The 26,020-nt window shown below is 72.5% G+C and carries 27 protein-coding genes and 1 pseudogene; 15 read left to right on the forward strand and 13 right to left on the reverse strand.

Translation table 11 applies throughout. From position 1 onward, the window contains the following. Positions 1-170 precede the first annotated feature (170 nt). Positions 171-644 (forward strand): DUF3299 domain-containing protein, encoded by a 474-nt coding sequence (locus DEW08_RS12630; protein WP_109327608.1) that lies wholly within the window; start codon positions 171-173, stop codon positions 642-644. 373 nt (positions 645-1,017) lie between these two features. Here DEW08_RS12630 and DEW08_RS12635 read toward each other — a convergent pair whose 3' ends face one another. Continuing rightward, positions 1,018-1,821 carry a succinylglutamate desuccinylase/aspartoacylase family protein gene (locus DEW08_RS12635; protein WP_245986184.1) on the reverse strand — a complete coding sequence of 268 codons (804 nt, stop codon included), beginning with the start codon at positions 1,819-1,821 and terminating at the stop codon, positions 1,018-1,020. Positions 1,822-1,919: 98 nt separating this feature from the next. Here DEW08_RS12635 and DEW08_RS12640 point away from each other — a divergent pair, with 98 nt between their 5' ends. The 4 genes from DEW08_RS12640 (at position 1,920) to DEW08_RS12655 (ending at position 6,262) form a co-directional block, all read left to right on the forward strand. Continuing rightward, positions 1,920-3,167 (forward strand): hypothetical protein, encoded by a 1,248-nt coding sequence (locus tag DEW08_RS12640; protein WP_109327609.1) that lies wholly within the window; start codon positions 1,920-1,922, stop codon positions 3,165-3,167. A gap of 62 nt (positions 3,168-3,229) precedes the next feature. Further along, positions 3,230-4,426 carry a glycosyltransferase family 4 protein gene (locus DEW08_RS12645; RefSeq protein WP_245986186.1) on the forward strand — a complete coding sequence of 399 codons (1,197 nt, stop codon included), beginning with the start codon at positions 3,230-3,232 and terminating at the stop codon, positions 4,424-4,426. Next, positions 4,419-5,402 (forward strand): Wzz/FepE/Etk N-terminal domain-containing protein, encoded by a 984-nt coding sequence (locus DEW08_RS12650; protein ID WP_109329804.1) that lies wholly within the window; start codon positions 4,419-4,421, stop codon positions 5,400-5,402. Before DEW08_RS12645 ends, DEW08_RS12650 begins: the two co-directional genes overlap by 8 nt. Further along, positions 5,399-6,262: a glycosyltransferase family 2 protein gene (locus DEW08_RS12655; RefSeq protein WP_245986187.1), complete on the forward strand. Its 864-nt coding sequence runs from the start codon at positions 5,399-5,401 to the stop codon at positions 6,260-6,262. The genes DEW08_RS12650 and DEW08_RS12655 overlap by 4 nt, the downstream gene beginning before the upstream one ends. A gap of 7 nt (positions 6,263-6,269) precedes the next feature. Here DEW08_RS12655 and DEW08_RS12660 read toward each other — a convergent pair whose 3' ends face one another. The 8 genes from DEW08_RS12660 to DEW08_RS12690 all read right to left on the reverse strand — a co-directional run bounded on the left by DEW08_RS12660 (position 6,270) and on the right by DEW08_RS12690 (position 13,422). Beyond that, entirely contained in the window at positions 6,270-6,737 is a 468-nt protein-coding gene (locus tag DEW08_RS12660) for a helix-turn-helix domain-containing protein (protein WP_109329806.1), read from the reverse strand. A gap of 100 nt (positions 6,738-6,837) precedes the next feature. Then, complete coding sequence (locus tag DEW08_RS12665) at positions 6,838-7,476, reverse strand: glycosyltransferase family protein (protein ID WP_245986189.1); 639 nt, start codon at positions 7,474-7,476, stop codon at positions 6,838-6,840. After that, positions 7,437-7,664, reverse strand: a complete 228-nt coding sequence (locus DEW08_RS32305; RefSeq protein WP_245986190.1) for a glycosyltransferase family protein — start codon at positions 7,662-7,664, stop codon at positions 7,437-7,439. Before DEW08_RS32305 ends, DEW08_RS12665 begins: the two co-directional genes overlap by 40 nt. Beyond that, a complete protein-coding gene (locus DEW08_RS12670; RefSeq protein ID WP_245986193.1) occupies positions 7,661-10,531 on the reverse strand; it encodes an SLBB domain-containing protein in 2,871 nt (956 codons plus the stop codon). The genes DEW08_RS32305 and DEW08_RS12670 overlap by 4 nt, the downstream gene beginning before the upstream one ends. Positions 10,532-10,713: 182 nt before the next feature. Then, positions 10,714-11,343 carry a glycosyltransferase gene (locus DEW08_RS12675; RefSeq protein WP_109327615.1) on the reverse strand — a complete coding sequence of 210 codons (630 nt, stop codon included), beginning with the start codon at positions 11,341-11,343 and terminating at the stop codon, positions 10,714-10,716. A 47-nt stretch (positions 11,344-11,390) separates the two neighbouring features. Beyond that, on the reverse strand, positions 11,391-11,771 hold the full coding sequence (locus DEW08_RS12680; protein ID WP_146214688.1) for a glycosyltransferase family protein: 381 nt from the start codon (positions 11,769-11,771) through the stop codon (positions 11,391-11,393). A gap of 88 nt (positions 11,772-11,859) precedes the next feature. Next, positions 11,860-12,963, reverse strand: coding sequence for a CgeB family protein (locus DEW08_RS12685; RefSeq protein WP_109327619.1), 1,104 nt, complete (start codon positions 12,961-12,963; stop codon positions 11,860-11,862). Between the two features lie 108 nt (positions 12,964-13,071). Further along, positions 13,072-13,422: a hypothetical protein gene (locus DEW08_RS12690; RefSeq protein WP_109327621.1), complete on the reverse strand. Its 351-nt coding sequence runs from the start codon at positions 13,420-13,422 to the stop codon at positions 13,072-13,074. A gap of 263 nt (positions 13,423-13,685) precedes the next feature. On the opposite strand from DEW08_RS12690, the gene DEW08_RS12695 reads away from it, so the two are divergent. Beyond that, the gene (locus DEW08_RS12695; protein ID WP_109327623.1) at positions 13,686-15,014 is read left to right on the forward strand and encodes a lytic murein transglycosylase; all 1,329 of its coding nucleotides are present in this window, start codon (positions 13,686-13,688) and stop codon (positions 15,012-15,014) included. 88 nt (positions 15,015-15,102) lie between these two features. Here DEW08_RS12695 and DEW08_RS12700 read toward each other — a convergent pair whose 3' ends face one another. Beyond that, positions 15,103-15,456, reverse strand: a complete 354-nt coding sequence (locus DEW08_RS12700) for a hypothetical protein (RefSeq protein ID WP_109327625.1) — start codon at positions 15,454-15,456, stop codon at positions 15,103-15,105. Positions 15,457-15,521: 65 nt separating this feature from the next. Beyond that, positions 15,522-16,235, reverse strand: coding sequence for a phosphate signaling complex protein PhoU (gene phoU / locus DEW08_RS12705; protein ID WP_109327627.1), 714 nt, complete (start codon positions 16,233-16,235; stop codon positions 15,522-15,524). A gap of 206 nt (positions 16,236-16,441) precedes the next feature. Between phoU and DEW08_RS12710 the strand changes: the two genes are divergently transcribed. Together DEW08_RS12710 and DEW08_RS12715 are read left to right on the forward strand one after the other, a co-directional pair. Continuing rightward, positions 16,442-17,761 carry a pentapeptide repeat-containing protein gene (locus DEW08_RS12710; RefSeq protein ID WP_109327630.1) on the forward strand — a complete coding sequence of 440 codons (1,320 nt, stop codon included), beginning with the start codon at positions 16,442-16,444 and terminating at the stop codon, positions 17,759-17,761. Positions 17,762-17,895: 134 nt separating this feature from the next. Further along, entirely contained in the window at positions 17,896-18,237 is a 342-nt protein-coding gene (locus tag DEW08_RS12715; protein ID WP_109327632.1) for a GIY-YIG nuclease family protein, read from the forward strand. A gap of 16 nt (positions 18,238-18,253) precedes the next feature. Here DEW08_RS12715 and DEW08_RS12720 read toward each other — a convergent pair whose 3' ends face one another. After that, positions 18,254-18,787 (reverse strand): MarR family winged helix-turn-helix transcriptional regulator, encoded by a 534-nt coding sequence (locus DEW08_RS12720; protein ID WP_109327635.1) that lies wholly within the window; start codon positions 18,785-18,787, stop codon positions 18,254-18,256. Between the two features lie 472 nt (positions 18,788-19,259). Here DEW08_RS12720 and aguB point away from each other — a divergent pair, with 472 nt between their 5' ends. Beyond that, positions 19,260-20,153, forward strand: a complete 894-nt coding sequence (aguB, locus tag DEW08_RS12725; RefSeq protein WP_109327636.1) for an N-carbamoylputrescine amidase — start codon at positions 19,260-19,262, stop codon at positions 20,151-20,153. Positions 20,154-20,162: 9 nt separating this feature from the next. On the opposite strand, the gene DEW08_RS12730 is transcribed toward aguB, so the two are convergent. Then, on the reverse strand, positions 20,163-20,834 hold the full coding sequence (locus DEW08_RS12730; RefSeq protein ID WP_109327638.1) for a putative metalloprotease CJM1_0395 family protein: 672 nt from the start codon (positions 20,832-20,834) through the stop codon (positions 20,163-20,165). Between the two features lie 170 nt (positions 20,835-21,004). Here DEW08_RS12730 and DEW08_RS12735 point away from each other — a divergent pair, with 170 nt between their 5' ends. The 6 genes and pseudogenes from DEW08_RS12735 (at position 21,005) to DEW08_RS12755 (ending at position 26,000) form a co-directional block, all read left to right on the forward strand. Continuing rightward, positions 21,005-22,669, forward strand: coding sequence for an intermembrane phospholipid transport YdbH family protein (locus DEW08_RS12735; protein ID WP_245986194.1), 1,665 nt, complete (start codon positions 21,005-21,007; stop codon positions 22,667-22,669). A gap of 8 nt (positions 22,670-22,677) precedes the next feature. After that, on the forward strand, positions 22,678-22,944 hold the full coding sequence (locus DEW08_RS12740) for a YnbE family lipoprotein (protein ID WP_109327641.1): 267 nt from the start codon (positions 22,678-22,680) through the stop codon (positions 22,942-22,944). Continuing rightward, positions 22,941-23,276, forward strand: a complete 336-nt coding sequence (locus DEW08_RS12745) for a YdbL family probable chaperone protein (RefSeq protein WP_109327643.1) — start codon at positions 22,941-22,943, stop codon at positions 23,274-23,276. The genes DEW08_RS12740 and DEW08_RS12745 overlap by 4 nt, the downstream gene beginning before the upstream one ends. Positions 23,277-23,292: 16 nt before the next feature. Further along, complete coding sequence (locus DEW08_RS32310; RefSeq protein ID WP_245986195.1) at positions 23,293-23,622, forward strand: tetratricopeptide repeat protein; 330 nt, start codon at positions 23,293-23,295, stop codon at positions 23,620-23,622. Then, the gene (locus tag DEW08_RS12750; RefSeq protein ID WP_245986196.1) at positions 23,622-25,274 is read left to right on the forward strand and encodes an O-linked N-acetylglucosamine transferase, SPINDLY family protein; all 1,653 of its coding nucleotides are present in this window, start codon (positions 23,622-23,624) and stop codon (positions 25,272-25,274) included. Before DEW08_RS32310 ends, DEW08_RS12750 begins: the two co-directional genes overlap by 1 nt. Before the next feature lie 29 nt (positions 25,275-25,303). Further along, positions 25,304-26,000: pseudogene (locus tag DEW08_RS12755) on the forward strand (DUF6065 family protein). Positions 26,001-26,020: the final 20 nt, after the last annotated feature.

Here is a 26,020-nt window from a genome sequence, read left to right on the forward strand (position 1 = left end):
TTTCGCGCGGGCGGCGATGACGACCTGCACCACCCGGCGGGCCGCGGTCCAACTGGGTGGTTGACCTCGGCCGCCGCCTTCGCAACACTTGCCGCCGTATCGGCAAGGCCCGGCAAGAGGCCGCGAGGGTCCCCGAAGAGGGACCGGGAAACGACCAGGGGAGATTGCCCATGAACACGCGCCGACAGCTTCTGCTGCCGCTGGCATTGGCACCCGTCGCCGGTTGGGCCATTTGGGCCGGCGGAGCCGAAGCCCCTCCCGCCCATGCGGTGGGCCCGTTTCATCTTCCGCTCGACGACTCGACCGCCCTGTGGCGCGACCTGATCCAGGTCCGGCTGTCCGGGCCGGACGGCGCTCCGCAGTTCCCGGCGCGCGTCGCGGCCCTGGACGGCAAGCCGGTGACGGTGCGCGGCTTCATGGTGCCGCTGGAGGAGGCGGTGGCGCACCGGCGCTTCATCCTCGCCGCAAACCCGGTGAGCTGCCCGGCCTGCCAGAGTCCGGCGCCGGCCACCATGCTGCAGGTGCAGAGCCTGCGGCCGGTGGCGGAGACGCAGGCGCCGGTGCTGCTGACCGGCACGCTGCGGCTGCGGCCCAACGACGGGCTGTTCTACCGGCTGGAGCGGGCGGAGCTGCGCGCGGCCTGAGCGGACCGTCCGCCCGGCCGGCGCCGAACAGCTCAGTCGAACAGCAGGCCGCTTCCCTCGGCGGCCAGCGGCTCGCGTCCGGCGATGGAGGCGACGAGGTCGCCGCGCCCGGCGAAGCGGACATTGCTGCGCGCCATCACCAGCCCGGCGACCGGGCTGCGCAGGGAGAGGCGCCCCTGCGCCGGGTCGGCGGCGGTGGGATCGACGATGTCCGCCACCACGTCTCCGGCGGCGACCCGCTCGCCGACCTGGCGGTGGAAGGCGATGACGCCCGAGCCCGGCGCGACCACGCGGGCGAGGCCGGACAGCGGAGTCGCCTCGCAGGGCAGGGGCGGCAGCGGCTCCGGCGTGCCGGAAACCAGCCCGCGCCGCATCAGGAACTGCACCAGCGCATCGGCGTCGCCCGCCGCCTGCGCATCGTCGACGTCCGCCTTGCCGCGCAGCTCGATGGTGGTGGCGGCGCAGGCCGGCGGGATCGGCCCCTGGGCGGCGAAGCGGTTCGCCAGCACCCACCAGGGGCCGAGCAGGCCTCGTCGAACGGGTCGCCGCCCGACTCGCTGGCGAGCAGCACCGCCCGCGCCCCGAGCAGGGCCGCGAGGTCGGAAAGGTCCGGCCACAGCGCGTCGCCGGTGTAGAGGTGCGGCACCGCCTCCAGATCGCAGTGGAGGTCGAGGACATAGTCGGCATCCAGCGCCATGCTCTGCAGCAGGCGGCGCAGTGCCGCCACCTCGTCCCGCGGCTGCGGCAGCGCGGCATGGGCGGCGCGCAGGGCGGCGCGCACCTCGGCGACGTTGGCCGCCGCGTCGGGCCCGATCCGGCCGTCGAGCAGGGCGGCGGCGCGGTCGGTCAGGTTGGCGAAGGAACGGTTGAAGTTGCCGCCTCCCTCCAGCCCGTAGCGGCCGACATGCACCCCCTCCACCACCTGCGACAGGCCGATCGGGTTGGCGGCGGGCACCACCACCAGGTCACCCGCGATGCGGCCTGCGGCGTCGAGGTCGCGCAGCCGGCGGATCAGGTGGTGGGCGACCAGCAGGCCGGGCGTCTCGTCGGCATGCAGCGCCGCCTGGATGTAGGCCTTCGGCCGGGCGCCGGGCGTGCCGAAATGGTGGACCGTCAGGCTGCGGCTCGTCCCCAGCCGGCCTGAGGGCAGCGGCACCGGCTCCACGCGGTGGGTCACGGGATGGCTCCTTTCGTCGCGTTGAATCCTGCCGCCAGTCTGCCACAAGGAGATGCGGGTGCGGGACGTGCGATGACGGAGGGACAGGGGTGACGGCAATGCCGCTTGCGCCGGCCGGGGGACGCGGTCTCGCCAGGGCGGCGGCGCTGTCGCTGGCACTGGTCCTGTATGGCGGGCTGAGCGCGCCGGCGCCTGTCGCGGTCGGTCCGCGGGAGATGGCGGTGGCGGCGGCGCTGGTGCTGGCGGTGGGCTGGCGGAGGCCGCTCGCCGTCTTCAGCGGGCAGGCCCTGCGGTCGCCCGGCCTGCCGGCCTGGGAAGCCGCCGCGATCCTGGCCTTTTCGTGGCTGCTGTGGGTGCCGACGCTGCGGGGGGCGGCGCAGGGGCGGGACCTCGGGGAGATGGCGCGGGACCTCGTGCCGCTGGTCTATCTGTTCCTGCCGCTGCTGCTGGTTCCGCCGCTGCGCCGCACGGGGCCGTGGGGGCTGCGGCTGCTGTGCGGCGGTCTGGCCCTGGCCGGGCTGCTCTTCGCGCTGCGCTGGTGGGACAAGGCCCGGTGGGGATTCGGGGCGGTCGGGACGCGCGTGATGGAGGAGGGCGGCGCCTATCTGCTGAACGCGCCGGCGGTGCTGTTCGCCGCCGTGGCGCTGCCGCTGGCCGGGCTGGGGCTGTGGCGGCGGGGCGGGCTGTGGCGGTGGCTGCCGGCGCCGGCCTGTGCTGTCGGCGGGCTGCTTTGCGCGACCGCCCTTGCCGGTACGGTGCATCGCACGGCGGTCGGCTTGGCGGCGGCCTCCGCCGTCGCCGCTGTCCTGTGGTGGGCGAGGCGGACCCCGCGGGCGGCGCTGCTGCTCCTGGTCCCGCTGCTGGCGGTGGCCGCCGCCTATGGCGAACCGCTGGCGGGAGCGGTGGCGCTGGCGCTGGAGAAGACACGGCTGACCGGCGGCAACGCCCGCTGGGAGGAGGCCGCCGCGGTGCTGGAACAGGCCGGACGGACGCCCGGGTCCCTGCTGTTCGGCGAGGGGTGGGGCGGGCTGATCGCCAACCCGGCGGTCGGCGGCTGGCGGGTCTCCTACACGCATCTGCTGGCCAGCTACGCGCTGTTCAAGGCGGGACTGACCGGGCTGCTGGCCGTGGCGGCCTATCTCCTGGCCCTGCTGCCGGCGGTGCCGAGGCTGCTGCGCACCGACCCGCCGCTGGCCTGGGCGTTGCTGCCCCCGCTGGTCATGGCGCTCGGCCTTCACACGAGCTTCAAGTATCTCGACACCGGCGTTCTGCTGACGATTCTGCTCCTCGGCGCCGGGGCCGGATCCGTCCCGGCGGAGAAGCGGTTGTCGGCGCCATCCGCCTGATGCATACTTTCGCGTGTCATTGTCAGAATGGCACGCCCGATATGCGCGACAGACCATCGATCATGCTCGTGAACCGCGTGTTTCCGCCGGAGCGCGGAGCGACCGGGCGTTGCCTTGCCGATCTGGCGGGACGGCTGGCCGCCGCAGGCTGGCAGGTCACCGTGCTGCGCGACGGCAGGGCCGGGGAGGGCACGGCGGGTGGCGTCACCGTGGCGGAGACGGGGGTGGCGCTTCCTGCCGGCGGGCCGCCGCGGGCGCGATCCTATCTGGACAGCCTGCGCCGGCTGGTGGTCCGCGGGCTGAGATTGCCGCGGCACGACGTGGTGGTGACGATGACCGATCCGCCGCTGCTGGCACTCGCCGGGCCGCTGCTGGCCGCTCGTCACGGGGCGGCGGCGATCCACTGGTGCCAGGATCTCTATCCGGAGCTGCTGCCGGTGCTGGGCATCCGCCCGCCCGTCCCCCTGATGCGGCTGATGCAGGGCGCCGCCGCCAGGGCCATGGCGCGGCACGACCGCATCCTCGCCATCGGCCATTGCATGGCCCGGCGCATCGCCGCGCTGGGCGTAGCGGAGGAGCGGATCACGGTCCTGCCCAACTGGCCCGACCCGCGGATCCGGCCGGTGCCGCGGCAAGTCGACCGCTTTCGTGCCGAACATGGGCTGCAGGGCCGTTTCGTCGTCGCCTATTCCGGCAATCTCGGCCTTGCCCATCCGATCGCCGGCATCCTGGAGGCGGCGGAGCGGCTGGCGACCGAGGCGCCGGAGGTGCTGGTCCTGGTGATCGGCGAGGGGCGGCGCCATGCCGGGCTGACGGCGGCAGCGGCGGTGCGGCGGCTCGGCAACCTGCGCACCCTGCCGCTTCAGCCAGGCGAGCGGCTGGCCGAGAGCCTGTCGGCCGCCGACCTGCACCTCGCCGCCATGGAGCCCGATGCCTGCGGCCTGCTGGTGCCGAGCAAGGTGGCGGGGGCGCTGGCCGCCGGCCGGCCCTGCCTGTTCCTGGGGCCGGCGGGGAGCGATGCCGCCCGTCTGGTCGCGGGGTGCGGCGCCGTGCTGGATCCGGCGGATGGAGCGGCGCTTGCCCGGATGATCCGGGACTATGCCGGCGATCCCGCGCGATGCGCTGCGGAGGGGGCTGCCGCCGCCATCCGCGCCGCGGGCTGGGATGCCGACCGTGCGGCGGCGCGGTTCGGCGCGCTGGCGGCCGGGCTGCTGGCGCCGGCCCGGTCGGCCGGATGGCGGCGCGCGCCCCATGCCTGATACGCGGCTGAGCTTCATCGGGCCGCCGCCGGCTGCCGACCTCGACCTGCACGAGCTGGTCCGCACCCTGCGCGAGGGCTGGCGGCTGGTGCTGGCCTGCGGGCTCGCCGGGCTGCTGCTGGCGCTGGCCGGCATCTGGCTGGTGCCGCCGGAGTTCACCGCGACCATGGTGGTCGGCCCGACCGCGCGGGTGGGGGCGGCGGCGATGGGGGCGCGGACCCCCGTTCCGGCCGGGCGGGAGGCGGCGCAGAGCGTCGCGGAGCCGGGACCCGGCGAGGAACTGCTGTCCGACTTCGCCCGCTATCTGGAGCTGTTCGGCTCCACCGCCGTTGCGGAGCGGCTGATGGCCGATCCCGGCCTGCTCCGCGCCGTCTATCCCGGCCGCTGGGACGAGGAGGCGCAGCGCTGGCGTCCGGCGCCCGGGCTGGGCGGCATGGTGAAGCGCCTGCTGCTGGCGCTCGTCGGGCGGGAGGATTGGGAGGAACCCGACGCCGACCGCTTCGCCCGCTGGCTGCGCAGCCGCATCGCGGTGGACATGGTCCGCTCCGGGCCGATGCGGCGGATCACGCTGCGCCACCGTGACCGGGCATTCGCGCTCGACCTGCTCGGCCGGGTGGCGGTGGCGACGGATGCGCATCTGCGCGCCGAGGCGCAGCGGCGCAGCGCGGCGCAGATCGCCCATGTCCGGTCCCGGCTGGCGGCGGTGACGGTGACCGAGCATCGCCGGGCGCTCGCCGATCTGCTGGCCGACCAGGAACGGCTCGCCATGATGATCGAGGTGGAACTGCCCTTCGCCGCCGACCTGATCGATCCGCCCCACGCGGCGCGCCTGCCCGACTGGCCCGATCCCACGGTGATCGTTCCGCTGTCGGCGGCGGCCGGGCTGGTCGCCGGCGGCTTCCTGCTGGCCGTCCGCGGGGTCTGGCGTCGGGAAGGGATCCGGCAGGGAGGAACCGGGAGAGGGGGCGGGCCGTGACCATTCCGGTGTCGGTCGTGGTGATGACCCGCAACGAGGCGGCGAACCTGCCGCACTGCCTGCCGCGCCTCTCCCGCTTCGCCGAGATCTTCGTGGTGGACAGCGACAGCGAGGATGGGACGCAGGCGCTGGCGGCGGCGCTGGGCATCCCGGTGGTGCCCTTCCGCTGGGACGGCCGCTATCCGAAGAAGAAGCAGTGGTGCCTCGACCGGCTGCCCTTCGCCTATGACTGGGTGCTGTTCGTCGATGCGGACGAGCGCCCGACGCCGGCCCTGGTGGAGGAGATCGCCCGGCTGATGGCGCGGGGACCGCGTCACGCCGCCTATTTCATCGCCGGCCGTCCGGTGGTGGCGGGCCGGCCGCTGCGGTTCGGCGCCTGGAACCGCAAGCTGGCCCTGCTGGACCGCCGCCGCGCCCGCTTTCCGGAGGTGCGCGATCTCGACGTGGCCGCCATGGGGGAGGTCGAGGGGCACTATCAGCCGGTGGTGGACGGCCCGGTCGGGGCGCTGCGCCACCCGATGGACCATGCCGACGAGAAGCCGCCGTCGGCATGGTTCGACCGGCACAACCGCTACTCCGACTGGGAGGCGGCGCTGCGGTCGGACGGGCGGATGGCCGCGCTGATCGGGCGGGAGCGGGGGTGGCGCCGGATGGCCAAGCTCTGCCTGCACCGGACGCCCTGCCGTCCGCTGGTCGCCTTCCTCCATGCCTATGTGGCGCGGCTGGGCATGCTCGACGGACGGGCCGGCTTCGACCATGCCGTCGCCCGCGCCTTCTATTACTGGCAGGTCGGCGTGAAGATGCGGGCGGCGGCAGGCCGGCCCGCCGTGGAGCAGGCCGGCCCGGCATCGCGGCGCTGAGGAGCGGTTATTCCTCGCCGCCACCCGGCTTGTCGCCGCCGAGAGCCTTCACGAGGTCGAAGGTCCGTTTGCGCACGCCGGCATCGTCGATCCGGTAATAGGCGCGGACCAGCTCCAGCGTCTCGCGCCGGGCCATGGACTCGAACTCGTCCGGCTCGCCCCCTTCCTCGGCGATCTCTTCCTGGATCACGTTGCCGGGGGCCGGCATGTCGTCGAAGAAGTAGCTGACCGGCACGCCGAGAACCTGCGAGAGGTTGAAGAGGCGGCTGGCGCTGATGCGGTTCGACCCGCGCTCGTACTTCTGCAACTGCTGGAAGGTGATGCCGACGGCCTCACCGAGCTTTTCCTGGCTGAGACCCAGCAGGGTCCGCCGCAATCGCAGCCGGGCTCCGACATGGATGTCGATCGGATTGGGACCCTCGCCCCGTCGCGACAGGGTGTGGGCGGGACCGAGCTTGGACTTAGGCGCACTCATCATCTACCTCGAAGGGGCCGGGGGCGAGAACCAGCAGTCGATACTTAGTTCAGGAAGTAAATTCTATGCAACTTTTCGTGCGCATCAACCTTTTGAATCATCAGTCAGGGTGCAGGGAGTCGGAAAGACCGACTGTTTCCGCGTCGCGGTAACGCCATTTCGCATACGCACGCGGAAATTGCCGGCGGACACTACCCGCGAGCCATTGAACGCCGTTTATTGCGTAGCTAAACCACAATCCGTGGTTCAGAACGTCGCGCCTGATCCGCGACTGTTCGCTGCGCCCCAATGCCGGACTCCTCTGCGACAGGCCGCCGGAGGCGAAGCGGCAGACGGAAAAGGGAAGGCGGACGGCACTCGCCCCGGTGCGCAACAGCCGCAGGGTGAGGTCGTAATCGGCAGCGACTCGATACCGTCCGTCGTAGCGCAGGCCGGCGAGGGCGTCGCAGCGATAGAGCATCGCCTGATGGTGGGTGAACATGCCGTAGGGCGCCGTCCGATGGGACCGCGCCCGTTTCAGAACCGGCCGGCCGTCCCATCCCGTCTCCAGCGCGTCGCCGTAGAGCAGGGCGGCCTCCGGCCGGTCGAATGCCGCCCGGCGGAGAAGTCCCGCCGTCCCCGGCCCGGCCAGCCGGTCGCCGGCATTGAGGAACAGCACGTGGCTGGTGCCGAGGCGCAGGGCCGCCTCCAGCCCGGTGTTCATGGCATCGAACGGGCCGTCGTCGGGGCGGAGCGCCACCAGTGCGGCTCGCCGCCATGGGCGCGCAGCCAGCCGGCGGTCCCGTCGGTCGACCCGCCGTCGACCACGATCCAGGCGAAATCCTGCCGCCGCTGGATGCGCAGGCTGTCGCGGGTGGCGAGCAGGCCGGGAAGGTCGTCGCGGACGACGGTGACGAAGGCGATGACGGGACGCGGCGGGCCGCTCATCGCGTGATGACCGCGATGGACGCGGCGGTGATGGCGAGCTGGCTGAAGATGCTGCCGAGCGTCTTGGAGAGGTCGAGGAACTCGAAGGGCTTGGGGTCGCGCGGCACGACCAGGACCGATCCCGGCGGAATCACCTCCACCCGGTGGTTCCAGGAGGACAGCGACAGAGGCTGCGCCCGCCCGTCCGGCAGGACGAGGTAGGCGCGGCCGGTATCGGCGTTGCGGGTCGGCCCGCCCGCCTCGGCGATGTACGCGGAGGCGTCCTTGCCGCTGATGAACTGGACGGCGGCGGGATGCTGCACCTCTCCCGCGACGGCGACGGTCAGCGGGCGCTTCGGGATCACGATGCGGTCGCCGGCCTCCAGCAGGACGTCGAGTTCCGGCCGGCTGCGCAGGACCACGGGATCGGCTTCCACCACGATGCGGCCGAGCGGCTCCATGCCGCGGAGCTGGGCGGCGAGCTGATGGGCCAGCGCGGCGTTGCCGGAGCTGACCTGTTCGCCCTTCTCCAGTTCCAGGGTCAGCGCCCGTTCGAGTTCGCGCGCCTGCTGGGCGAAGCTCTCCTTCTCGCGGCGCCTCTCGCTTTCCCGGGTGAAGACGGCGCCGGCCGGGTAGGCATCCTCGGTCAGGCCGCCGGCCCGCGCGATCAGCGAGGACAAGACCTCGCCACGGCCGACGTCATAGCTGCCGGGCCGGCGGACGGCGCCCTCGATGGCGACGCTGCGCGGCTCCAGCGCCTGGGCGATCGGGTTCACGCGCAGGGCGTCGCCCGGCCCGACCGTGCGCCGCGCTTCGGCCGGTCTGCCGAGGTCGAGGGTGGACCGCACCCCGTCGGCCATGGTCACCTCCACCGCCGCCGGGTCGGCATCGCTCGACAGGCCGCCGGCCGCGGCCAGCACCGCCTCCACCGGCGTGGCGTCGGCGACGGGATAGGCGCCGGGTTGCAGGACGGCGCCGCGCACCTGCACCCGCCGCTCGGTCACCAGAGCCAGGATGGCGGGATCCGGCGCCTCCTCCGCCTCCTGCACCCTGTCCTTGGGCGTGAGGAGGTCGCGGATGCGGGAGGCGGCGAACAGATGGATGCGGTCGCCGTCGGCGAGGCGGCGGTTGCTGCGTCCGGCCCGCACCTCCTGCGGCGAGAAGGGGATCAGGCTGCGCGTGAGGCTGTGGCGGTCGAACCGCTCGATGACGCCGAGAAGCGGATAGACGTCGCGCTTCACCTCTCCTTCGCCACCCAACGCCGAACGCAGGGTGGCCCCCTGGACCAGCGGCCGGATGCCGGGTCGGCGGACATGGCCGACCAGCTCGTAGGACGGCGCCTTGTCCTCCTGGATGGCGGCGCCCGGACCGGCGCCTTCCTCGTCCGGCCCGGCCGCTCCGCCGGTGCGGGGATAGAAGCCGGGGCGGGGGACGCCGGTCAGCATCAGGACGGAGTGGCGAAGGGCGAAGGGCAGCAGGTCCGGCACTTGGGCGAACAGGGCGGGGCAGGCCTGCCGTCCGCCGGTCAGGCCGGTGGCGGCGCGGGCCTGCGGTCCGGCGGCCAGCGGTCCGTCCGGGGCGGCATCGAGCGTGCGGGCGAGCAGGAGCAGGCCGGGGCAGGCGTCGGGAGGCGGCGGCCGGGTGCCGCGCAGCAGATCCAGCACCGGCTCGCTGGTCAGGTAGCCGACCTCCTCGCTGCCGAAGACATGGAGCGTGTCGCCTTCGGACAGGCGGCGGCCGTCCCGCCCCTTCAGCACCGCGGCGAGGTCGACGGCCTGCAGGCGCCGGCCGCGTCCGGCGCCATCCGGCGAGGACAGCACGGCGAAGGGCAGATAGGCGTCCGGCCGCAGGTCCGGCCGGCCGACCAGCGCGTCCAGACTGCGGGCGTGCGCCAGGGCACGCGGGCCGGGCCGCCGCACATGGCCTTCCAGCCGGACCTCGTTGCGGCGGTCCTCGCGCTCCGGGGCGAGCATCAGCAGGTCGCCGTCGCCGAAGCGGGGAGAGTCGGGATCCGCGATCTCCTCCACCGTCTCCTCGCCGGCGGGGCCGATGCCGAAGCGCAGGGCCCGGTGCGCGCCGGGGCGCAGCAGGCCGCCGGCCAGCATGCGCAGATCCGCCACCGCCTGGATGGGGCGGTCGGGCGGCAGCTCGTAGATGGCCGGGCGCTTGACGGCGCCGGCCACCGCGACGGCCGCGCCGAGCGGCGGGACGAACAGCCGGTCGCCATCGCGCAGACGCAGGTCGGCGGCCCCGCCTCCGGCCAGCAGAAGGTCGTAGAGGTCGACCGGCTGCCCGCCCCCGGGCGTGCCGGCGCGGATCAGCCGGATGCGGCGGAGCGACCCCGTCGGCGCGACGCCCCCGGCGGCCGACAGGGCATCCAGCACCGTCGCGAAGGCGTGGAGGTCGTGCCGCCCCGGCCGCGGCACGGAACCGGTGACGAGCACGCCGATGCGGCGGACCTCGGCCAGCGAGACGAAGGTCTCGGTGTTCGGCAGGGCGGCGGAGACGGCCGCCGCCAGTTCCCCCCGCAGGACCGAGAGAGGGAGCCCGGCGGCGGTGACCGGCGCCACCTCGTCGACGATCAGCAGGCCGGCGCTGTCGACGGCGAAGCGCTTGCTGAAGGACTTCTGCCCGCGCAGCGTCACCAGCAGCTCGTCGCCGGTGTTCAGCACATAGTCGCCCTGGATGCCGCCGGGCGGCTGGCGGGGATCGGCCGGCCTGCCGAACAGCTCAAGCCCGAACAGGCGCAGCGTCTCCCCGGCCCGGGCGGAGAAGGCGGCTTCCAGCGGGGAAATCCCGTGCTCCGCCGCGAACGGCGGTTGGGCAGGCGGACCGGGGGACGCCGGCTCCGCTGCCCGGACGGCGATGGCCCACAGCAAAGGTGCCATGAGCGGCACCATGAGGATGAGGAGTCGGCACGCGGTTGCGAACATGGAGTGTCTACAGGATGCCACGGCCAGCCGCCTGCGGGTGCGGCGGTTGCCTGAATACACTCATGCGTGTGTTTTCGAGGAAATGCAACCTGATCCTGCCGGCCGGCGGCGGGCAGCCCGGTGGCGTCGGTCGGGGCTCAGGCCACCCCGACCGCAGGCTCCCGGCCCATCGCGAGGTCGTCGTAGAGCGTGAGGTAGCGCTCCGCCATCACGTCGATGGAGTGGCGGGTGCGGGCGGCGGCGCGGCAGGCGTCGGGGTCGATGGTCGCGGCGGCCTCCACCGCCTTGACGAAGCCCTCGACATCCTCGGCGAGGAAGCCGGTCACGCCGGGCTCGACGATCCCGGGAAGCGGGCCGGCGGGGTAGCCGACGACGGGCGTGCCGCAGGCCAGCGCCTCCAGCGCCGCCAGCGAGGTCGGCTCGACGCTGCGGCGCGGCGAGATCAGGCAGCGCGCCGCACCCAGCATCCAGCGCTTGCGCGCGAAGCCGATCGGGCCGAGGAAGCGCCGGCGCTGGTCGAGGCGCGGGCGGATGACGTCCTGGAAATAGCTGCGCGCCTCCGCCGTCGCCGGCACCTCGCCGCTGAGGACGAGCTGCATGTCGCTGGCGTGCGCGGCCTCCAGCGCGAGGTCGAAGCCGCTGTCGGGATCGACGCTGCCGAGCCCGACGACGAAGTTGCGCTTGGGAATGCGGATGTAGAGCCGGTCGACCGCGACCCCGATCTCGATCGGCGGCAGCAGGGGGGCGGCGGGCGGGGCGTCGCGCATTTGCCAGGCGGACAGGCCGGTCAGCCAGACGTCGGGCCGGTCGGGCGTCAGGGCGTCCGCGGATAGTCGTCCAGCGGACGGTGGAGCGTGACCAAGGTGGGGAGCCCCGTCGCCGGCAGGCAGACGGGAAAATCCTCGAGATGCAGATGGACCAGATCGACCGGATGGCGCTCCAGCGTCGAGGCGATGGTCGCCGCGACGCGCTTCGCGACGATGCCGCGCGCCCGCTGGTTCACCGCCCCCGCGACGCGCGGCAGCGGGATCAGCGATCCCGACACGGCCGACCCTTCGACCCCGATCACCAGGGAGCGATGACCTGCCCTGACCAGCGCCGCGTCCAGGGCCGCGACCATGAGCCCGTCCGTGGCACCGGAATCCGGATCGACCGGCGCATAGGGTGATGCAACGCTGAGGATCGTAAGGGTCATCACACCGCCTTTAACCGTTCAGGGTATGGGTGGTGAGGAGGCGCCGGGAATGGAAGGCTCCCGAAAGGAGAGGTCGCCGGAAGAACGCTCAGTCGTCGCCGCCGCCTCCCTTGAGGTCGAGCAGGCTGCGCAGGTCCTGCACCCGCCGCTCCGCGCTGTGCTCCGCCAGGACGCGGCGGCGGGCGCGGGCGCCGAGATCGGCGAGATGGCTGCGCGGCAGCATCAGGGCGGTGGTGACGTCGTCGCTCTGCGACGCGGCGAGGATCTCGCGGCCGGGATCGAAGAAGCTGTCCAGCCCCTCCCAGCGGTCGGAGACGATGGGCACGCCGCAGGCCGCGGCCTCCAGCAGCCGGGCGGGCGGGCACCAGCCGGCATCCCGCGCGTCGTCGCGCACCAGGGCCAGCGTCAGGGTGGAGGAGGCGAGGAAGGCCGGCCGGTCCCGCGGCGGCAGGTCGGGCACGGTCTTGATGTTGGCGGTGCGCCCCACCTCGTCCGGCAGGCCGGATCCGGCGATGACGAACCGGCGGCGCGACAGCCGCTGCGCCGGGTCGAGGAACAGCCGCTCCAGCCCCTTGCGCAGGACCGTCCCGTCCGGGGCGAGGCAGCAGAGGTCGCCGAGGAACTCCTGACGGGCATCTGCAGGTCGATGCAGATCCGGAACGATCCACGGGTAGAGCGGCGCCACATCGCGTGCACCGGTTCGGATGCGCAACGAGTCGAGAAGGGAGCCGCCGGCCGCCGCCAGGACCATGTCGAAGCCGGAAAGACCGTCGGCGGGAAGATGCGCCGCCTGCTCCCCGGCAGCCAGCGCCGCGACGGTCGAGGGCGTTTCGGGGTCGTAAAGAACCTTGCGCGCCGCCTGGGAGTTCAGGACCAGCCCGGCCGCGGCGACGGCGTCGGGTCCATGGGCGACGACCAGCGCGACGGCCGCGTCGTCGCTCTGCCGGGCGGCCTCGGCGGAGATCTCGTCCCAGTCGCGATAGGCCAGCCGGTCGCCGCCGGGGATCGCCCAATCGACCGCCGCCCCTCCCGCCATGGGATCGGCGGACTGGGCGGCAGGATCGGCGAGCCGTTCCACGGCGACCACGCGATGACCGCGGCTGGCGAGCGCCTGGACCAGGGCGCGCCATCTGGCGCCGTGGCCGGTCTCCTCGCGATAGCCGTTGGTCAGTCCGAAAATCACGATCTTCATTGCGTCGGCACCCCGCTGCAGCCCGTCTGGCTGCCCTCGGTTTCGGTTGCAGGCCGATGGGTCCCGGTTCCCGTTCCCCGCTATTCGTCTGCTGTTCCTATAATCCGATCAATGAACGGCAGCCGCGGTGCCCGTGTTCCGCGAACAAGCGTGGAACAGGGGCATCTCTTTCGACAGGCTGCCCTTCGCGCGCAGGGCCTTGTCCCGCTCGTACAGCGGCCGGTACTTCCCGACATAGCCCTTGCGGCAAGCCCGGTGGAACCGCTCGCCGGCGGTCCTCCAGTCGTCGCCGGGCCGCACCCAGCTCACATAGGTGGTGCCGGTCCGCGGATCGGTGCGGAGATAGCGGCCGCTGCCCTTGCCGCCCCGCACCCATTGGCCGGGGTTCAGCCGCAGCATGCCGCGCGCCAGCAGCATGGAGACCTGAGGCGTCAGGTCGATGGTCGGGACATAGGGCATCGCAACTCCTCCGGGCCGGGCAGGGGCCGGCCGCGATCTGATCTTCCGCTTGTTTCGGTATGCAAACCATATGGTGCCGCGACGTCTTCCGTTCAAGGTTCGTTCCCGGTTCCACGGCCGCCGGAAACCAGGATTCCCAAGCCTTGCGCAGTTGTCCGTTGAGCCGGGGAGCGGAGCGTCCTAGGGTCTGCGGATCCGGTCTTCCCGGTCCGGCCCCGCCGGTTCGGGAGGGGCAATCCCCAAGCAACGGCTTCGACACGCGCATGCGCATCCAGTTTCCTGCCCTCGTCCGCCATCGCCCGTCCCGGCTGCTGATGGCGGCGCTCCTGCTCGCCGGCTGCCAGACCACCGGCGCCTCCTCGCAAGCGACGGCGACGACCGCCGGCACGGCTGCCGCGGCGCCGGCCCTCTCCGCCGCCCAGACCGCCGCACAGCCAGCATCCTTCGACGACTGGCTGCGCGGGCTGCGCGCCGAGGCGCTGGCCCAGGGCATCCGGCCGCAGACCTTCGACCGCGCCTTCCAGAAGGTGAAGCTGTCCGACCGGGTGGTCGAGCTGGACCGCAGCCAGCCGGAGTTCACGCGCCAGCCCTGGCAGTATCTCGACAGCGCGGTCAACGAGCGTCGGGTGCAGGCCGGCCGCCAGCGGATCCAGGAGAACGCCGCGCTGCTGCAGCGGATCAACCAGCGCACCGGCGTCCCGCCCGAGATCCTGATGGGGTTCTGGGCGGTGGAGAGCGACTTCGGCAACTCCATGGGCAATTTCCCGGTCATCGACGCCCTGACCACGCTGGCCTTCGAGGGGCGTCGCGCCGCCTATTTCCGGACGGAGCTGCTGGCGGCTCTGCGCATCCTCGATGCCGGCGACATCCCGCTGGAGCGGATGAACGGTTCCTGGGCCGGCGCGATGGGCCAGACGCAGTTCATGCCGACCGTGTTCCTGAAGAACGCGGTGGACGAGGACGGCGACGGCCGCCGCGACATCTGGGGCAGCATGCCCGACGTGCTGGCCTCCACCGCCAAGTTCGTCCTGGCCAACGGCTGGCGCGCCGGCGAACGCTGGGGCGAGGAGGTGCGGCTCCCCTCCGGCTTCCCCTACGAGCTGGCGGAGCTGAACGTGACGCGGCCGGTATCGGAATGGCGCCGGATGGGCGTCGTCCCGGCGGCCGGCAGCGACCTGTCGGGCGACGACCCCGCCGCGATCCTGGTGCTGGCCGGCCATCGCGGGCCGGCCTTCCTGGTGCGGGAGAATTTCCGCGCCATCATGCGCTACAACCCCTCCACCAGCTATGCGCTGGCGGTGGCGCTGCTGGCCGACCGCATGTCGGGCCGTCCGGGCATCATCGGAATCTGGCCGCGGGAGGAACAGGCGCTGAGCCGCGACGAGCGGATGGAACTGCAGCAGCGGCTCGCCTCGCTCGGCTACGAGCCGGGAACGCCGGACGGCATCGTCGGCGCCAACACGCGCAACGCCGTCCGCCGCTTCCAGAAGTCGGTGGGCGCCATTCCCGACGGCTTCGCGACCAAGGGCCTGCTCGACCGCCTGCGCCAGTCGGGCACCGGCACACCGGCGCCGGGCGCCACCCCGGGCTGAACCGCGCGAGGGCGTCAGGCCGCGCCGCGCAGCCGCGCCACCTCCTCGTTGAGGGCGGCGAGGTCCGGTCCGGCCAGAACATCGCGGATCAGGGGGAGGAGAACCGTCTCCTCCCGTCCGCACTGGTATCGAACAGGGCGCGCAACGTCTCGAAATCGGCGAGCCAGCGGTGATCGGCGTCGCGCTGCGGCGCGCGGCGGGCGAGGTCATCGGCCATCGCCGCGACGCGGCGGCTGCCCTCGGCCACCGAGGTCACCCGCTCGTCGGCCGGCAGGCGGCGCAGCACGGCCTGCTCCAGCATCGCCGTGTGGGCCTGCCAGCGCCCGGCGAGCGCCCGCATCTCCCCCTCACGCTCCGCCCAGGCCTGCTGGGGCGCGTTTCCCACCGCGGCGAAGAGTTCGCGTCCGGCCCGGTGGTCGGATTGGATGAGGTCGGCGATCATGGCCCGGTCTCCGCTGGCTTGGTTTCAGCGGAAAACCGGGCGGAGGACGCCGGGGTTCCCGTGGATCAGTCCTTCGGCGGCACGACGGTGGAGCTGGAGAGATCCTCCTTGTGCCGCTCCTCGCTCGGCAGGCGGCCCTTGACGAGGAAGCAGACATTCTCCGCCACGTTGGTCGCGTGGTCGCCGATGCGCTCGATCGACTTGGCGGCGAACAGCAGGTGCGTGCAGCCGCTGATCTGCTGCGGCGTCTCCATCATGTAGGTCAGCACCTCGCGGAACAGGCTGGTGTAGGCGGCATCCACCTCGCCGTCGCGGTCGCGCACCGCGGTGGCGAGCGCCGCGTCCTGCTCGGCGTAGGCGCGCCGCATGTCGCGGATCATGCCCAGCACCATCTGCCCCATCCAGGACAGCGAGGAGAGCGGCGGCGCCACCGGCAGGCCGGCGAGCGTGATGGCACGCTTGGCGACGGAGCCGGCGAAGTCGCCCATCCGTTCCAGGTTGGAGGCGATCTTGAGGGCCGAGACGATCTCCCGCAGATCCTTCGCCATGGGCTGGCGCAGGGCCAGCATGCGTACGACCATCGCCTCCACCTCGGCCTCCAGCCGGTCGATGGCGGCGTCCTCCTTGACGATGGCGGCGGCGCGGACGGAGTCGCGGGCGGCCAGCGCCTCGATCGCATCGCCGACCTGACGTTCCACCAGCTCCGCCATGCTGTCGATGGTCCGGCGCAGAGCGGCAAGTTCCGCATCGAAGGCCGCTACGGTGTGGCTGGTCGTCATGCCTGATCCCCCTCAACGCGTTTCGCCGGAGCATAGATGGCGGCGGCGGCGGCCGGCTGCCATGGCCCCACCCCCCTTAACCTTTGGAATAGATTATTTCGGGAGAGTGGTCTATCGATTGGAGTGACCTTGCAGCCATCCTCGACCGGTACCGGCCCAGCGGGCTGGCAGCCCCATGTCGAGGCGGCGGAAACCGGACCGGGCCCATGACGCCACATGAGTTGGTCGCCGTGCTCGAAAAGCACGAGCGCTGGCTGAAGAACAAGCCGGGCGGATCGCGCGCCAACCTGACCATGGTCAACCTGGAGGGGGCCAACCTGTCCGGCGTCGACCTGACCCAGGGCAAGCTGTCCGGGGCCGTCCTGACCCATTGCGATTTCAGCCGGGCCAACCTCAGCCATGCCGACCTGTTCGCCGCCCACCTGACCAAGGCGGACCTGACCGGCTGCAACCTGTTCCGCGCCGACCTGCGCGGCGCCCATATGCGGGGCGCCAAGCTGAAGGGCGCCATCCTGAAGGAAGCCGACCTGCGCGGCGGCGCGCTGCTCTACGGCGGCGGCGCCCCCGGCACCGGCGCCGGGGCGAAGGGGCTGGACTTCGTCCGCTCCGACCTGTCCGGCACCAATTTCGACGACGCGTCGATGACCAACGCGAACCTGTCGGGCGCCGACCTGACGGACGTGTCGATGAACGGGGCGGACTGCGAGGGGGCGCTGCTGACCGGCGCCACGCTGCTGCGCTCCACCATGAAGAACTGCAACCTCGCCCGCGCCGACCTGCGGAGCTGCAACCTGTCCGGGGTGAACCTGCAGGGGGCGGTGCTGCGCGACGCCAATCTGGCCGGGGCGCATCTGACCGGGGCCAACCTGCGCAACGCCGACCTGCAGGGCGCCAAGCTGGAGGGGGCGGACCTGTCGGGCGCCGACACGACGGGGGCCAACCTCGCCCGCTCGGCCGACAATTTCTCGATCCAGATCCAGCACGCGCTGCACGACCACTACAACTGGATCAACACCAACGGCTCGCTGGGCGCACGGGCCGACCTCAGCGGCGCCGACCTGTCGCACATCGACCTGCACGGCGTGAACCTGTCGGGCGCCAGCCTGAAGGGCGTGAACCTGTCCGGCGCCAAGATGGGCGAGGCGCTGCTGATCATGTGCGACCTGTCGGAAGCCAACCTGTCCGGCGCCGATTTCGCCGGGGCGATCCTCGACGGGTCGAACCTGCGCGGCGCCAACTTCAATGGGGCGCGGCTGGACGGGGCGGGGATCGGCTGGGTGGACATAAAGGGGCCGGACGGCAAGCCCACCGGGCGGCTGTGGGCGGCCAACCTGACCGGCTGCAGCTTCGTCGGGGCGTCCTGCGTGCGGACAAACATGCGCGGGGCCAATCTGGCGGGCAGCAACTTCGCCAATGCGAACCTGACCGGCGCCATCCTGAGCGACGCCAACATCCGCGACGCCGGCTTCACCAACGCCAACCTGACCGGCGCCAGCCTGCCGCCGCCGCCCGACCCCGACGACTGAGCCCGAGGACTGATCCCGACGGCCGGCCGCGACAATCGGGAATTTTCCCTGGGTAAAAACTTTACCGGTATTTGACCCGGGTATAAATCTCCCGGCGCGGCGTGTCCTTTGCGCCGCCCGGGAAGGAGCGGGTCATGAAGGGTGAAGAGCGGCGGGCCGCCGTATCGGCCTACAAGGAGCGCAAGGTGTCCGCCGGCGTCTATGCGGTGCGCTGCGCCGCCAGCGGGCAGGTCTGGGTCGGCACGGCGCCGGACCTGGCCACCATCCGGAACCGGCTGTGGTTCCAGCTCCGCATGGGGGTGAGCCCGCACCGCGACCTGCAGGCGGCCTGGACGGCACACGGTCCCGACGGCCTGGCGTTCGAGGTGGTGGACCCCGTCGAGTTCAAGGAGGAGGAGCCGGCCTATGCCCGTGCCGCCACGCTGAAGGAGCGCCTCGCGCACTGGTCGCGGACGCTGGAGGCGGGAAGGCTGTGATCCGCGTCCGGCGGGCTCAGTCCTGGTCGAGGGCGAAGGGGGAGCGCTCGCCCGCCGTGACGCCCAGGTTGGTGCCGATGCGGCGCAGGATGTCGATCGCCTGCGCGATCTCCTGCGACTCGACCCCCCGGGTCGCCTGGGTGGCGATGTCGGCCACTCCCGGAAGCACCTCGTCGCGCAGGGCGCGGCCCTTGGCGGTGAGGAAGACGTTGACCTTGCGGCGGTCGTGGGCGTTGCGCACGCGCTGGACGAGGTCCTGTTCCTCCATCGCGTTGATGGCGGTGACGGTGGTGGGCTCCATCATGCCGGCGCGGTGGCTCAACTGCCGCTGGGTCAGCCCGTCCTCCTCCCACAGCGCGCGCAGGAAGAACCAGTGGCCCATGCTGACGCCATAGCTGGCGATCCGCGCCTGGACGGTGCGCGCGAAGGCACGGTTCACGTCGCGCACCACCTGCAGAAGGGTGTCGTCCTGCCGTACCGGAACGCAAGGCGCAAGCGTCTCCGCCCCCTCGACATTCTTCGGCCCGGCGCTCTTGAAACTCGCCACCATCCCGACAATCTCTCAGCCGTCATTGGCCCGGCCGTGCGGCGATCGACAGGACGATCTGCCACCTTGGCATGAACGGGCGCCCTGGTTTCTCCCGATCATAACGGGCAGGAGCCAAAGAGCAAAGAAATTGCGCCAAGCAAACGTTGTGGCCGCAGTGACCGGAGCATCGGCACGCGACGTCGCGCGGCCGGACGCAGTCGAAACCATGGTTGCGGGTGGAACAGCTTTCGCCCGCGGGGTGGAAGAGGGGGCGAGCTGCGACCGTTCCGGTCATATTGGGATATGTAGTTCAATGGAATGGATACGAGTTCTTCCCCGGTGACCGCGATACCTCCGATGTCTACACGGGTTTCGTGACAGCCGGATGAAATCAGCAGGGGCCGGTGCGCAGGGCTGTTGCGCTGCCGGCGGTTCGACGCCAAACAGCACGCAGTTTCCGTCTTCCAGACGCATTCCAGGAGATGCCAGCGCCATGACCACCGCGTCCCGCACCGTCACCGTCGCCGCCACCCAGACGTCCTGCAGTTGGGACCGCGACGCCAACGTGGCCTCGGTCGAGCGCCTGGTCCGCGAGGCGGCTGGCCGTGGCGCGCAGATCATCCTGCCGCAGGAGCTGTTCGAGACTCCGTACTTCTGCAAGGACCAGAAGCAGTCGCTCTTCTCGCTGGCCGCCCCGGTCGAGGACCATCCGGTCATCGCGCGGATGAGCGCGCTCGCCCGCGAGCTGTCGGTGGTGATTCCCGTCAGCTTCTTCGAGAAGGCGCGCAACGCCTATTACAATTCGGTCGCCATCGTCGACGCCGACGGCACGGTGCTGGGCGTCTACCGCAAGTCCCACATCCCCGACGGGCCGGGCTACCAGGAGAAGTTCTATTTCAGCCCCGGCGACACCGGCATCCAGGTCTACAAGACCCGCTACGCCACCATCGGCTGCGCCATCTGCTGGGACCAGTGGTTCCCGGAGACCGCGAGGGTCATGGCGCTGAAGGGGGCGGAGGTGCTGCTCTATCCGACCGCCATCGGGTCGGAGCCGCAGGATTCCGGCATCGACAGCCAGGGCCACTGGACCCGCGTGATGCAGGGCCATGCCGGGGCGAACCTGATGCCGCTCGTCGCCTCCAACCGCATCGGGCGCGAGGAGGGGGAGACCTGCGGGATCACCTTCTACGGCTCGTCCTTCATCGCCGGGCCGCAGGGCGAGATCGTCGCCCAGGCCGACCGGGAGAGCGAGACGGTGCTGACGGCGACCTTCGACCTCGACCGGATCGCCCTGCAGCGGGCGTCCTGGGGCGTATTCCGCGACCGCCGGCCGGAGCTGTACGGCCCGCTGCTGACGCTCGACGGCGAGACGCCGGTCCGGCGATAGGGACGGCGGCTATACCACGAGGCCGGCGCCGCGATTCGGCGCCGCGCCGAGGCCCTGGGCAGACGAATAGGCGGCGATGCCCCTGGCCATGGCCGCCATGCCGCCTGCGGGGCCATCGGTCTCCCGCGAGCCGGACCCCGGCGAACCACCGGCCTGGGTTCCGTTCGCCTGGGTTCCGTTCGCCTGGGATTGGGCGCGGCTGAGTTCCTGCCGGGCCTGCGCCTTGGTGGCGTCGGCCTGGGCGGCCACGCGGAGATCCTGCGGCGACGGGTCGGCGGGGGCGAGGGCGGCGGCCTTGACCTGCTCCATCTTGGCGATGGTGGCCTGCGGGTCGGCTTCCCTGCTGATGTCGATGGGGACCTCGCCGCCGGTGGCGTAGGTCTTGCCGTCCGGTCCGCGGGTCGTGGTGAAGGACGCGCCGCCGGCCAGCCCGCCGCCGGCCGCCTGATGCGCCGCCTCGTGCTGGCGGACGCGGCTGTCCGTCTCCTTCAGCTTCTGGATCTGCTGCTGGATCTCCGGCGACTGCAGATCCGGCGACTGCGGGCCGCCGGCGGCCTGCGTGGCCGCCTCCCGGTCCGTTTCCTGGCCGCCCTTGCCGGCACGCGCTTCCGCCCCGCCGCCGAGGCGCGGCAGGCCGTAGGAGGCCGCAAGCGGCGACAGGGAGGACAGGCCGCCAACCATGGTCCGGGCGTTCCGCCAGAGTCGATCCGTTATGGAAATTACTCCGACTCGCGCCCCGCCGCAATCGGCTGTGGCGAAGCTCTGGCCGGATCGGCTACCCACCAAAGGTCACGGACGAAACGGATGGATCCCGGCGTTCATGTCGGCAGACCGATGGGAGGAGGCGGACCGTGCGGCAGACGGGGAAGTGGCGGAAGAGGCTGCGGTGGAGCGCGCTGGGCGTCGTGACGCTCGGCGCGGCCGGCGTCCTGTTCGCCAGGCCCTTGGCCGAGGCCATCGCGACCGCCGCTCTGCGCGACTCCGGCTTTCCGGAGGCGCGGGTGTCGATTGCCGGCATCGGGCTGGACGGGGCGCGGCTTCGGCTGGACAGCCTGGTCGCGTTCGGCGCTCTCGGCCCGGCGGGGGAGCGCTATGGGCTGGCGCTGGCGGGGCGCGGGACGCTTTCCGGACCGTTGCTGATCGGGTTGACGCCGGAGGGCGTCGTGGCGAGCCCGCTCGGCTGTCTGGAGGGAAGCGTCGAGGGGCTGGAGGTGGCGGGCGAGGCGGTCGCCGCGCCGCAGGGCCTGCGCGTCTGCACGCCGGCCGCCGGGGAGGTGCTGCGCTGGGGATCGGCCGGATTGCGGCTCGCCGCCCGGATCGAGAGCCCGCGGATCGAGCTGACCGGCCGCAGAATTCTGGCCGAAGGGGTGGAGGCCGATCTGGCGCAGGACGCCGCCGCCCAGGCGGCCGACCTGCGCGTCGCCTCCCTCCGGCCGACCGGCAAGCCGGCCGACTTCGCCCCGCTGGCGCTTGCCGTCCGGGCGGAACAGCCGGCGGGGCAGGCGATCGCGCTCACCGCCACGGTGACCGGCGCCGACGGGGTGTTGTCCGCCGGCGGAGAGGGCCGGCACGATCCGGCGAGCGGCGAGGGGCGGTTCGTCCTGACCGCGAAGCCGATCCGGCTGAAGCCCGGCGGGCCGGGGCTAGGCGCCCTGTCGCCGCGGCTGGCGGCCCTGGTCGACGAGGCCGCGGGGACGATCGGCGGCAGCGCGACCTTCGCCTGGACCGGGAAGGGGTTGCGATCCGGCGCCCAGGTGAAGCTCGCCGGAGTGACGGGGCGGGTGGGGCCGGTGACGGTCGCGGCGGCCAGCGGCACCATCGCGCTCACCAGCCTGCTGCCGCCGGAGGTGCCGGCCGGGCAGATTCTGAAGATCGGGCTGCTCGACGTCGGGGTTCCGCTGACCGACGGGACGGTGCGCTTCGGCTACGGCCGCGACGGACGTCTGTCCATCGAGGAGGCGCAGTGGCATTGGGCCGGCGGCCTCCTGCGCTCCGACCCCGTCGCCTTCCGGCCGGAGGCGCCGAAGGGAGCGGTGACGCTGCATGCCGAGGGGGTGGACCTCGCCCGGCTCTTCGCGATGATCGACGTCGACGGGCTGGAGGCCAGCGGACGGCTTGGCGGCTCGTTGCCGGTCACGCTGGCCGGCGACGTGGTCCGGGTCGACGGCGGGATTCTCGAATCGGCCGGACCGGGAACGCTGCGCTATGATCCCGAGAAGCCGCCGAGCGCCCTGCAGGGCGATCCCGGCAGCCCCACCGGCATGCTGCTGGGCGCGCTGACCGACTTCCGCTATGAGAGCCTGCGCCTGACGGTGGACGGGCAGGCGGGCGGCGAGCTCAGCGTCGGCGTCGCGGTGCGCGGCGCCAACCCGGCATTCTACGATGGCTATCCGGTCGCGCTTAACCTTAAGCTCTCCGGCGCGCTCGACCGGATCCTGCGCCAGAGCCTGGACGCTGCCCGCATTCCCGACGCCGTGCGGGAAGGCATGACCGATTTCGGACGAAAGGACCGCTGACCCAGACCATGACGACCCGCCTTTTCCGCCGCGGCCCCGCCGGGCTTGCCGTGACGACCCTGCTGGCGCTCGCCGCCTGCGCCCCGACGGTGAAGATCGAAGCGCCCGACAAGCCGATCGAGATCAACCTGAACGTCCGGATCGAACAGGAGGTCCGCGTGAAGCTGGAACGCGACGTGGACAAGGCCATCGCCAGCGATCCCGCCCTGTTCGGCCTGCCGCCGGCCGCCGTGAAGGAAGCGGCCGAGAAGAGCGGAAAGGAGAAGACGAAATGAAGCGCCTGATCGCTCCGGTCCTCATCGCGCTGTCGCTGGCCGGCGCGCCGGCCTTGGCGCCGGCCCAGGACGCCCTGTCCGCCGCCAAGGCCGCCGGCCAGATCGGCGAGCGGCCGGACGGGCTGGTCGGCGCGGTGCCGGGTGCGCCCGCCGCCGCCCAGAGCCTCGCCGCCGAGATCAACGGCCAGCGCCTCGCCCGCTACCGCGACATCGCCCAGACCAACGGCACGGCGCTGGACAAGGTGCAGGCGGTGGCCGGCAAGCAGTTGATCGACCTGACGCCGCCGGGCCAGTTCGTCATGACGCCGGCCGGCCAGTGGCAGCGCAAGTGAGGGGGCACCCCCCGACGTGACCAGCGAGGCCAGCCTGCGCGCCGCCGTCGCCCTGCACCGCCGCACCCTGGCGACCCGCCCGGACGATGCGGCGGCGCTGGCCGGCCTGTTCGACGCGCTCGACGCGCTGGGCGAGCCCGGCCGGCCGGAGGAGGCGGTGGCCCGCACCAACTTCGGGGAGGCGCTGCGCCGACAGGGCCGGGTGACGGAGGCGGAGGCACATCACCGCAAGGCCCTCGGCTGGCTGCCGGGCTTCGGCGGCATCCACTTCAACCTCGGCGTCGTGCTGCAGGCGCGGGGCTGCTCGCCGAGGCTGCCGAGTGCTATGGCGAGGCGGCGCGGCTGATGCCGGCCTTCGCCGCCGCCCCCTGCAACCAGGGCGCCATGCTGCGCGACCTGGGCCGGCTGGCGGAGGCGGAGGCGGCGCTGCGCCGCGCGCTCGCCGTCGACGCCGGGCTGGTTCCGGCCTGGCTGAACCTCGCCGCCGTGCTGCGCGACCGCGGCGACATCCAGGGCGCTGTCGGTGGCGTCCGCATCGCGCTGGCCCTCAAGCCCGATCTGGCGGAGGGGCATGCGACCCTGGCGCTGGCGCAGCGCGACGCCGGCCGTCTGGCGCAGGCGGTCGCCGGCCTCACCCGCGCGCTGGCGCTCGGTCTGCCCGATCCGGGCGGGGCGCTCGCCCAACTGATCCAGCAGAAGCGTCACCTCTGCCGCTGGGGCGGGCTGGCGGATCTGTCCGCCCGGCTGGTCGCGCTGGTCGCGGAGGGACGGACGCAGCAGGCCCATCCCTGGATCTTTCTCGGCGAGGGGGCCGGGCCGGCGCTGGAGCGGGTCTGCGCCGAGCGCTACAGCGCCTGGAAGACGCGCGGCATCGTCCCGGCCGTCCACCACACGGCGGGACCTCGGGAGCGGCTGCGCATCGGCTATCTCTCCGCCGACTTCCACGAGCACGCCACCGCAATCCTGATCGCCGAACTGATCGAGCGGCACGACCGGGCGCGCGTCGAGCCGGTCGGCTGCTCCTACGGGCCGGACGACGGCGGGCCGCTGCGCCGCCGGCTCAAGGGGGCCTTCGACCGATTCCTCGACCTCTCGACGCTGCCGGACGACGAGGCGGCGCGGGCGATCCGGGTGGCCGGCGTCGACATCCTGGTCGACCTGAAGGGCCACACCAACCACGCCCGGCCCGGCATTGCGGCGCGCCGTCCGGCACCGGTGCAGGCGCAGTGGCTGGGCTATCCCGGCACCATGGGGGCGCCCTTCATCGACCATGTCATCGCCGATCCGGTGGTGGCGCCGCCCTGGCTGCAGCCCGCCTTCAGCGAGCGGATCGTCGCTCTGCCCGACTGCTATCAGCCGAACGACCGCAGCCGGCCCATCGGCACCACCCCGCCCAGGAGCGCCTGCGGCCTGCCGGAGGACGGCTTCGTCTTCTGCTGCTTCAACGCCGCCTACAAGATCACCCCCGTCTGGTTCGATCTGTGGGCCCGCCTGCTGGCCGCCGTGCCGGGCAGCGTGCTGTGGCTGCTGGAGAGCCATCCGGAGGTGCCGGGCAACCTGCGGCGGGAGGCGGTGCGGCGCGGCCTGTCGCCGGAGCGGCTGGTCTTCTCGCCGCGCCTGCCCTTGCCGGACTATCTCGCGCGCTACCGGCTGGCCGACCTGTTCCTCGATACGTCGCCGGTCGGCGCCCACACCACGGCCAGCGATGCGCTGTGGGCCGGCCTGCCGGTGCTGACGATGGCCGGCGACAGCTTCGCTTCGCGGGTCGGGGCCAGCCTGCTGACGGCGGTGGGGCTGCCGGAGCTGGTGACCGCCGGCCCGGCCGGCTACGAGGCGGCGGCGCTGGACCTCGCGTCGCGGCCCGAGGTCCTGGCGGCGCTCAAGGCCCGCCTCGCGGCTGCGCGTGACACGGCCCCGCTGTTCGATACCGATCGCCTCGCCCGCGCGCTGGAGGAGGCCTATGCGGCGATGTGGCGCGAGAGGATGGGGCGGCCATGAGCCTGGTCGCCTACCCGCTGTCCGGAGTGATGCCGGCGATCCGGCCGGCCCGCCCGACCCGCGACTGGATCGACGCGCTGCCCGACCAGTACGGCTACCGCTGCCTGCCGCTGAACATGGCGAGCATGCATGGCTGGGAGATCCTGTGCCCGGTGCGGGTCACGGCGGTGTGGGACGGCGGGACGGGCACCGAGGCCATCACCGTCACGGAGGACGCGCCGCATCCGCTGCTGCCGGCCAGCCATTTCGGGGCGGGCATCCTGACCTTCCACGTCGCGGTGCTGTTCCGCACGCCGCCGGGGATCAACCTGATGGTCACCGGACCGGTCAACCACCCAAGCACGGCATCGCCGGCCTGTCCGGCATCATCGAGACGGACTGGTCGCCCTATCCCTTCACCATGAACTGGAAGTTCACCGCCCCCGACACGCCGGTGACCTGGGAGACGGGGAGCCCTTCGCGACGCTGATGCCGATCCAGCGCACGTTGATCGAGAGCCTTGAGCCGGAGGTGCGCGACCTCGACAGCGATCCCGAGCTGGCAGCGCGCTACCGGCTGTGGGCGGGATCCCGCGCGCAGTTCAACGAGGATCTGCAAAGCCCCGGCAGCGAGGCGGCACAGGCACGCTGGCAGAAGGGTTATTACCGCGGCCGGCAGCCCGACGGCGGCGACGGTCCGCCGGACCATCAGACGAAGGTGAGGCCGAAACCGTTTCCCGGCCCCTGATTGGCGGATGCCTGACCGGA

The sequence above is a fragment of the Azospirillum thermophilum genome, from assembly GCF_003130795.1.
Taxonomy (GTDB): Bacteria; Pseudomonadota; Alphaproteobacteria; order Azospirillales; family Azospirillaceae; genus Azospirillum; species Azospirillum thermophilum.

Excerpts from the sequence above, each read along its gene's own strand:
- aguB (WP_109327636.1), top strand. The coding sequence starts at position 19,260 with ATGACCACCGCGTCCCGCACCGTCACCGTCGCCGCCACCCAGACGTCC.
- DEW08_RS12660 (WP_109329806.1), bottom strand. The coding sequence starts at position 6,737 with ATGAGTGCGCCTAAGTCCAAGCTCGGTCCCGCCCACACCCTGTCGCGA.
- DEW08_RS12740 (WP_109327641.1), top strand. The coding sequence starts at position 22,678 with ATGACGACCCGCCTTTTCCGCCGCGGCCCCGCCGGGCTTGCCGTGACG.
- DEW08_RS12700 (WP_109327625.1), bottom strand. The coding sequence starts at position 15,456 with ATGATCGCCGACCTCATCCAATCCGACCACCGGGCCGGACGCGAACTC.
- DEW08_RS12730 (WP_109327638.1), bottom strand. The coding sequence starts at position 20,834 with ATGGTTGGCGGCCTGTCCTCCCTGTCGCCGCTTGCGGCCTCCTACGGC.
- DEW08_RS12720 (WP_109327635.1), bottom strand. The coding sequence starts at position 18,787 with ATGGTGGCGAGTTTCAAGAGCGCCGGGCCGAAGAATGTCGAGGGGGCG.
- DEW08_RS12680 (WP_146214688.1), bottom strand. The coding sequence starts at position 11,771 with ATGACCCTTACGATCCTCAGCGTTGCATCACCCTATGCGCCGGTCGAT.
- DEW08_RS32305 (WP_245986190.1), bottom strand. The coding sequence starts at position 7,664 with ATGAGCGGCCCGCCGCGTCCCGTCATCGCCTTCGTCACCGTCGTCCGC.
- DEW08_RS12670 (WP_245986193.1), bottom strand. The coding sequence starts at position 10,531 with ATGGCACCTTTGCTGTGGGCCATCGCCGTCCGGGCAGCGGAGCCGGCG.
- DEW08_RS12710 (WP_109327630.1), top strand. The coding sequence starts at position 16,442 with ATGACGCCACATGAGTTGGTCGCCGTGCTCGAAAAGCACGAGCGCTGG.
- DEW08_RS12675 (WP_109327615.1), bottom strand. The coding sequence starts at position 11,343 with ATGCGCGACGCCCCGCCCGCCGCCCCCCTGCTGCCGCCGATCGAGATC.
- DEW08_RS12715 (WP_109327632.1), top strand. The coding sequence starts at position 17,896 with ATGAAGGGTGAAGAGCGGCGGGCCGCCGTATCGGCCTACAAGGAGCGC.
- DEW08_RS12685 (WP_109327619.1), bottom strand. The coding sequence starts at position 12,963 with ATGAAGATCGTGATTTTCGGACTGACCAACGGCTATCGCGAGGAGACC.
- DEW08_RS12695 (WP_109327623.1), top strand. The coding sequence starts at position 13,686 with ATGCGCATCCAGTTTCCTGCCCTCGTCCGCCATCGCCCGTCCCGGCTG.
- phoU (WP_109327627.1), bottom strand. The coding sequence starts at position 16,235 with ATGACGACCAGCCACACCGTAGCGGCCTTCGATGCGGAACTTGCCGCT.
- DEW08_RS12745 (WP_109327643.1), top strand. The coding sequence starts at position 22,941 with ATGAAGCGCCTGATCGCTCCGGTCCTCATCGCGCTGTCGCTGGCCGGC.
- DEW08_RS12640 (WP_109327609.1), top strand. The coding sequence starts at position 1,920 with ATGCCGCTTGCGCCGGCCGGGGGACGCGGTCTCGCCAGGGCGGCGGCG.
- DEW08_RS12750 (WP_245986196.1), top strand. The coding sequence starts at position 23,622 with ATGCCGGCCTTCGCCGCCGCCCCCTGCAACCAGGGCGCCATGCTGCGC.
- DEW08_RS12630 (WP_109327608.1), top strand. The coding sequence starts at position 171 with ATGAACACGCGCCGACAGCTTCTGCTGCCGCTGGCATTGGCACCCGTC.
- DEW08_RS12650 (WP_109329804.1), top strand. The coding sequence starts at position 4,419 with ATGCCTGATACGCGGCTGAGCTTCATCGGGCCGCCGCCGGCTGCCGAC.
- DEW08_RS12645 (WP_245986186.1), top strand. The coding sequence starts at position 3,230 with ATGCTCGTGAACCGCGTGTTTCCGCCGGAGCGCGGAGCGACCGGGCGT.
- DEW08_RS12690 (WP_109327621.1), bottom strand. The coding sequence starts at position 13,422 with ATGCCCTATGTCCCGACCATCGACCTGACGCCTCAGGTCTCCATGCTG.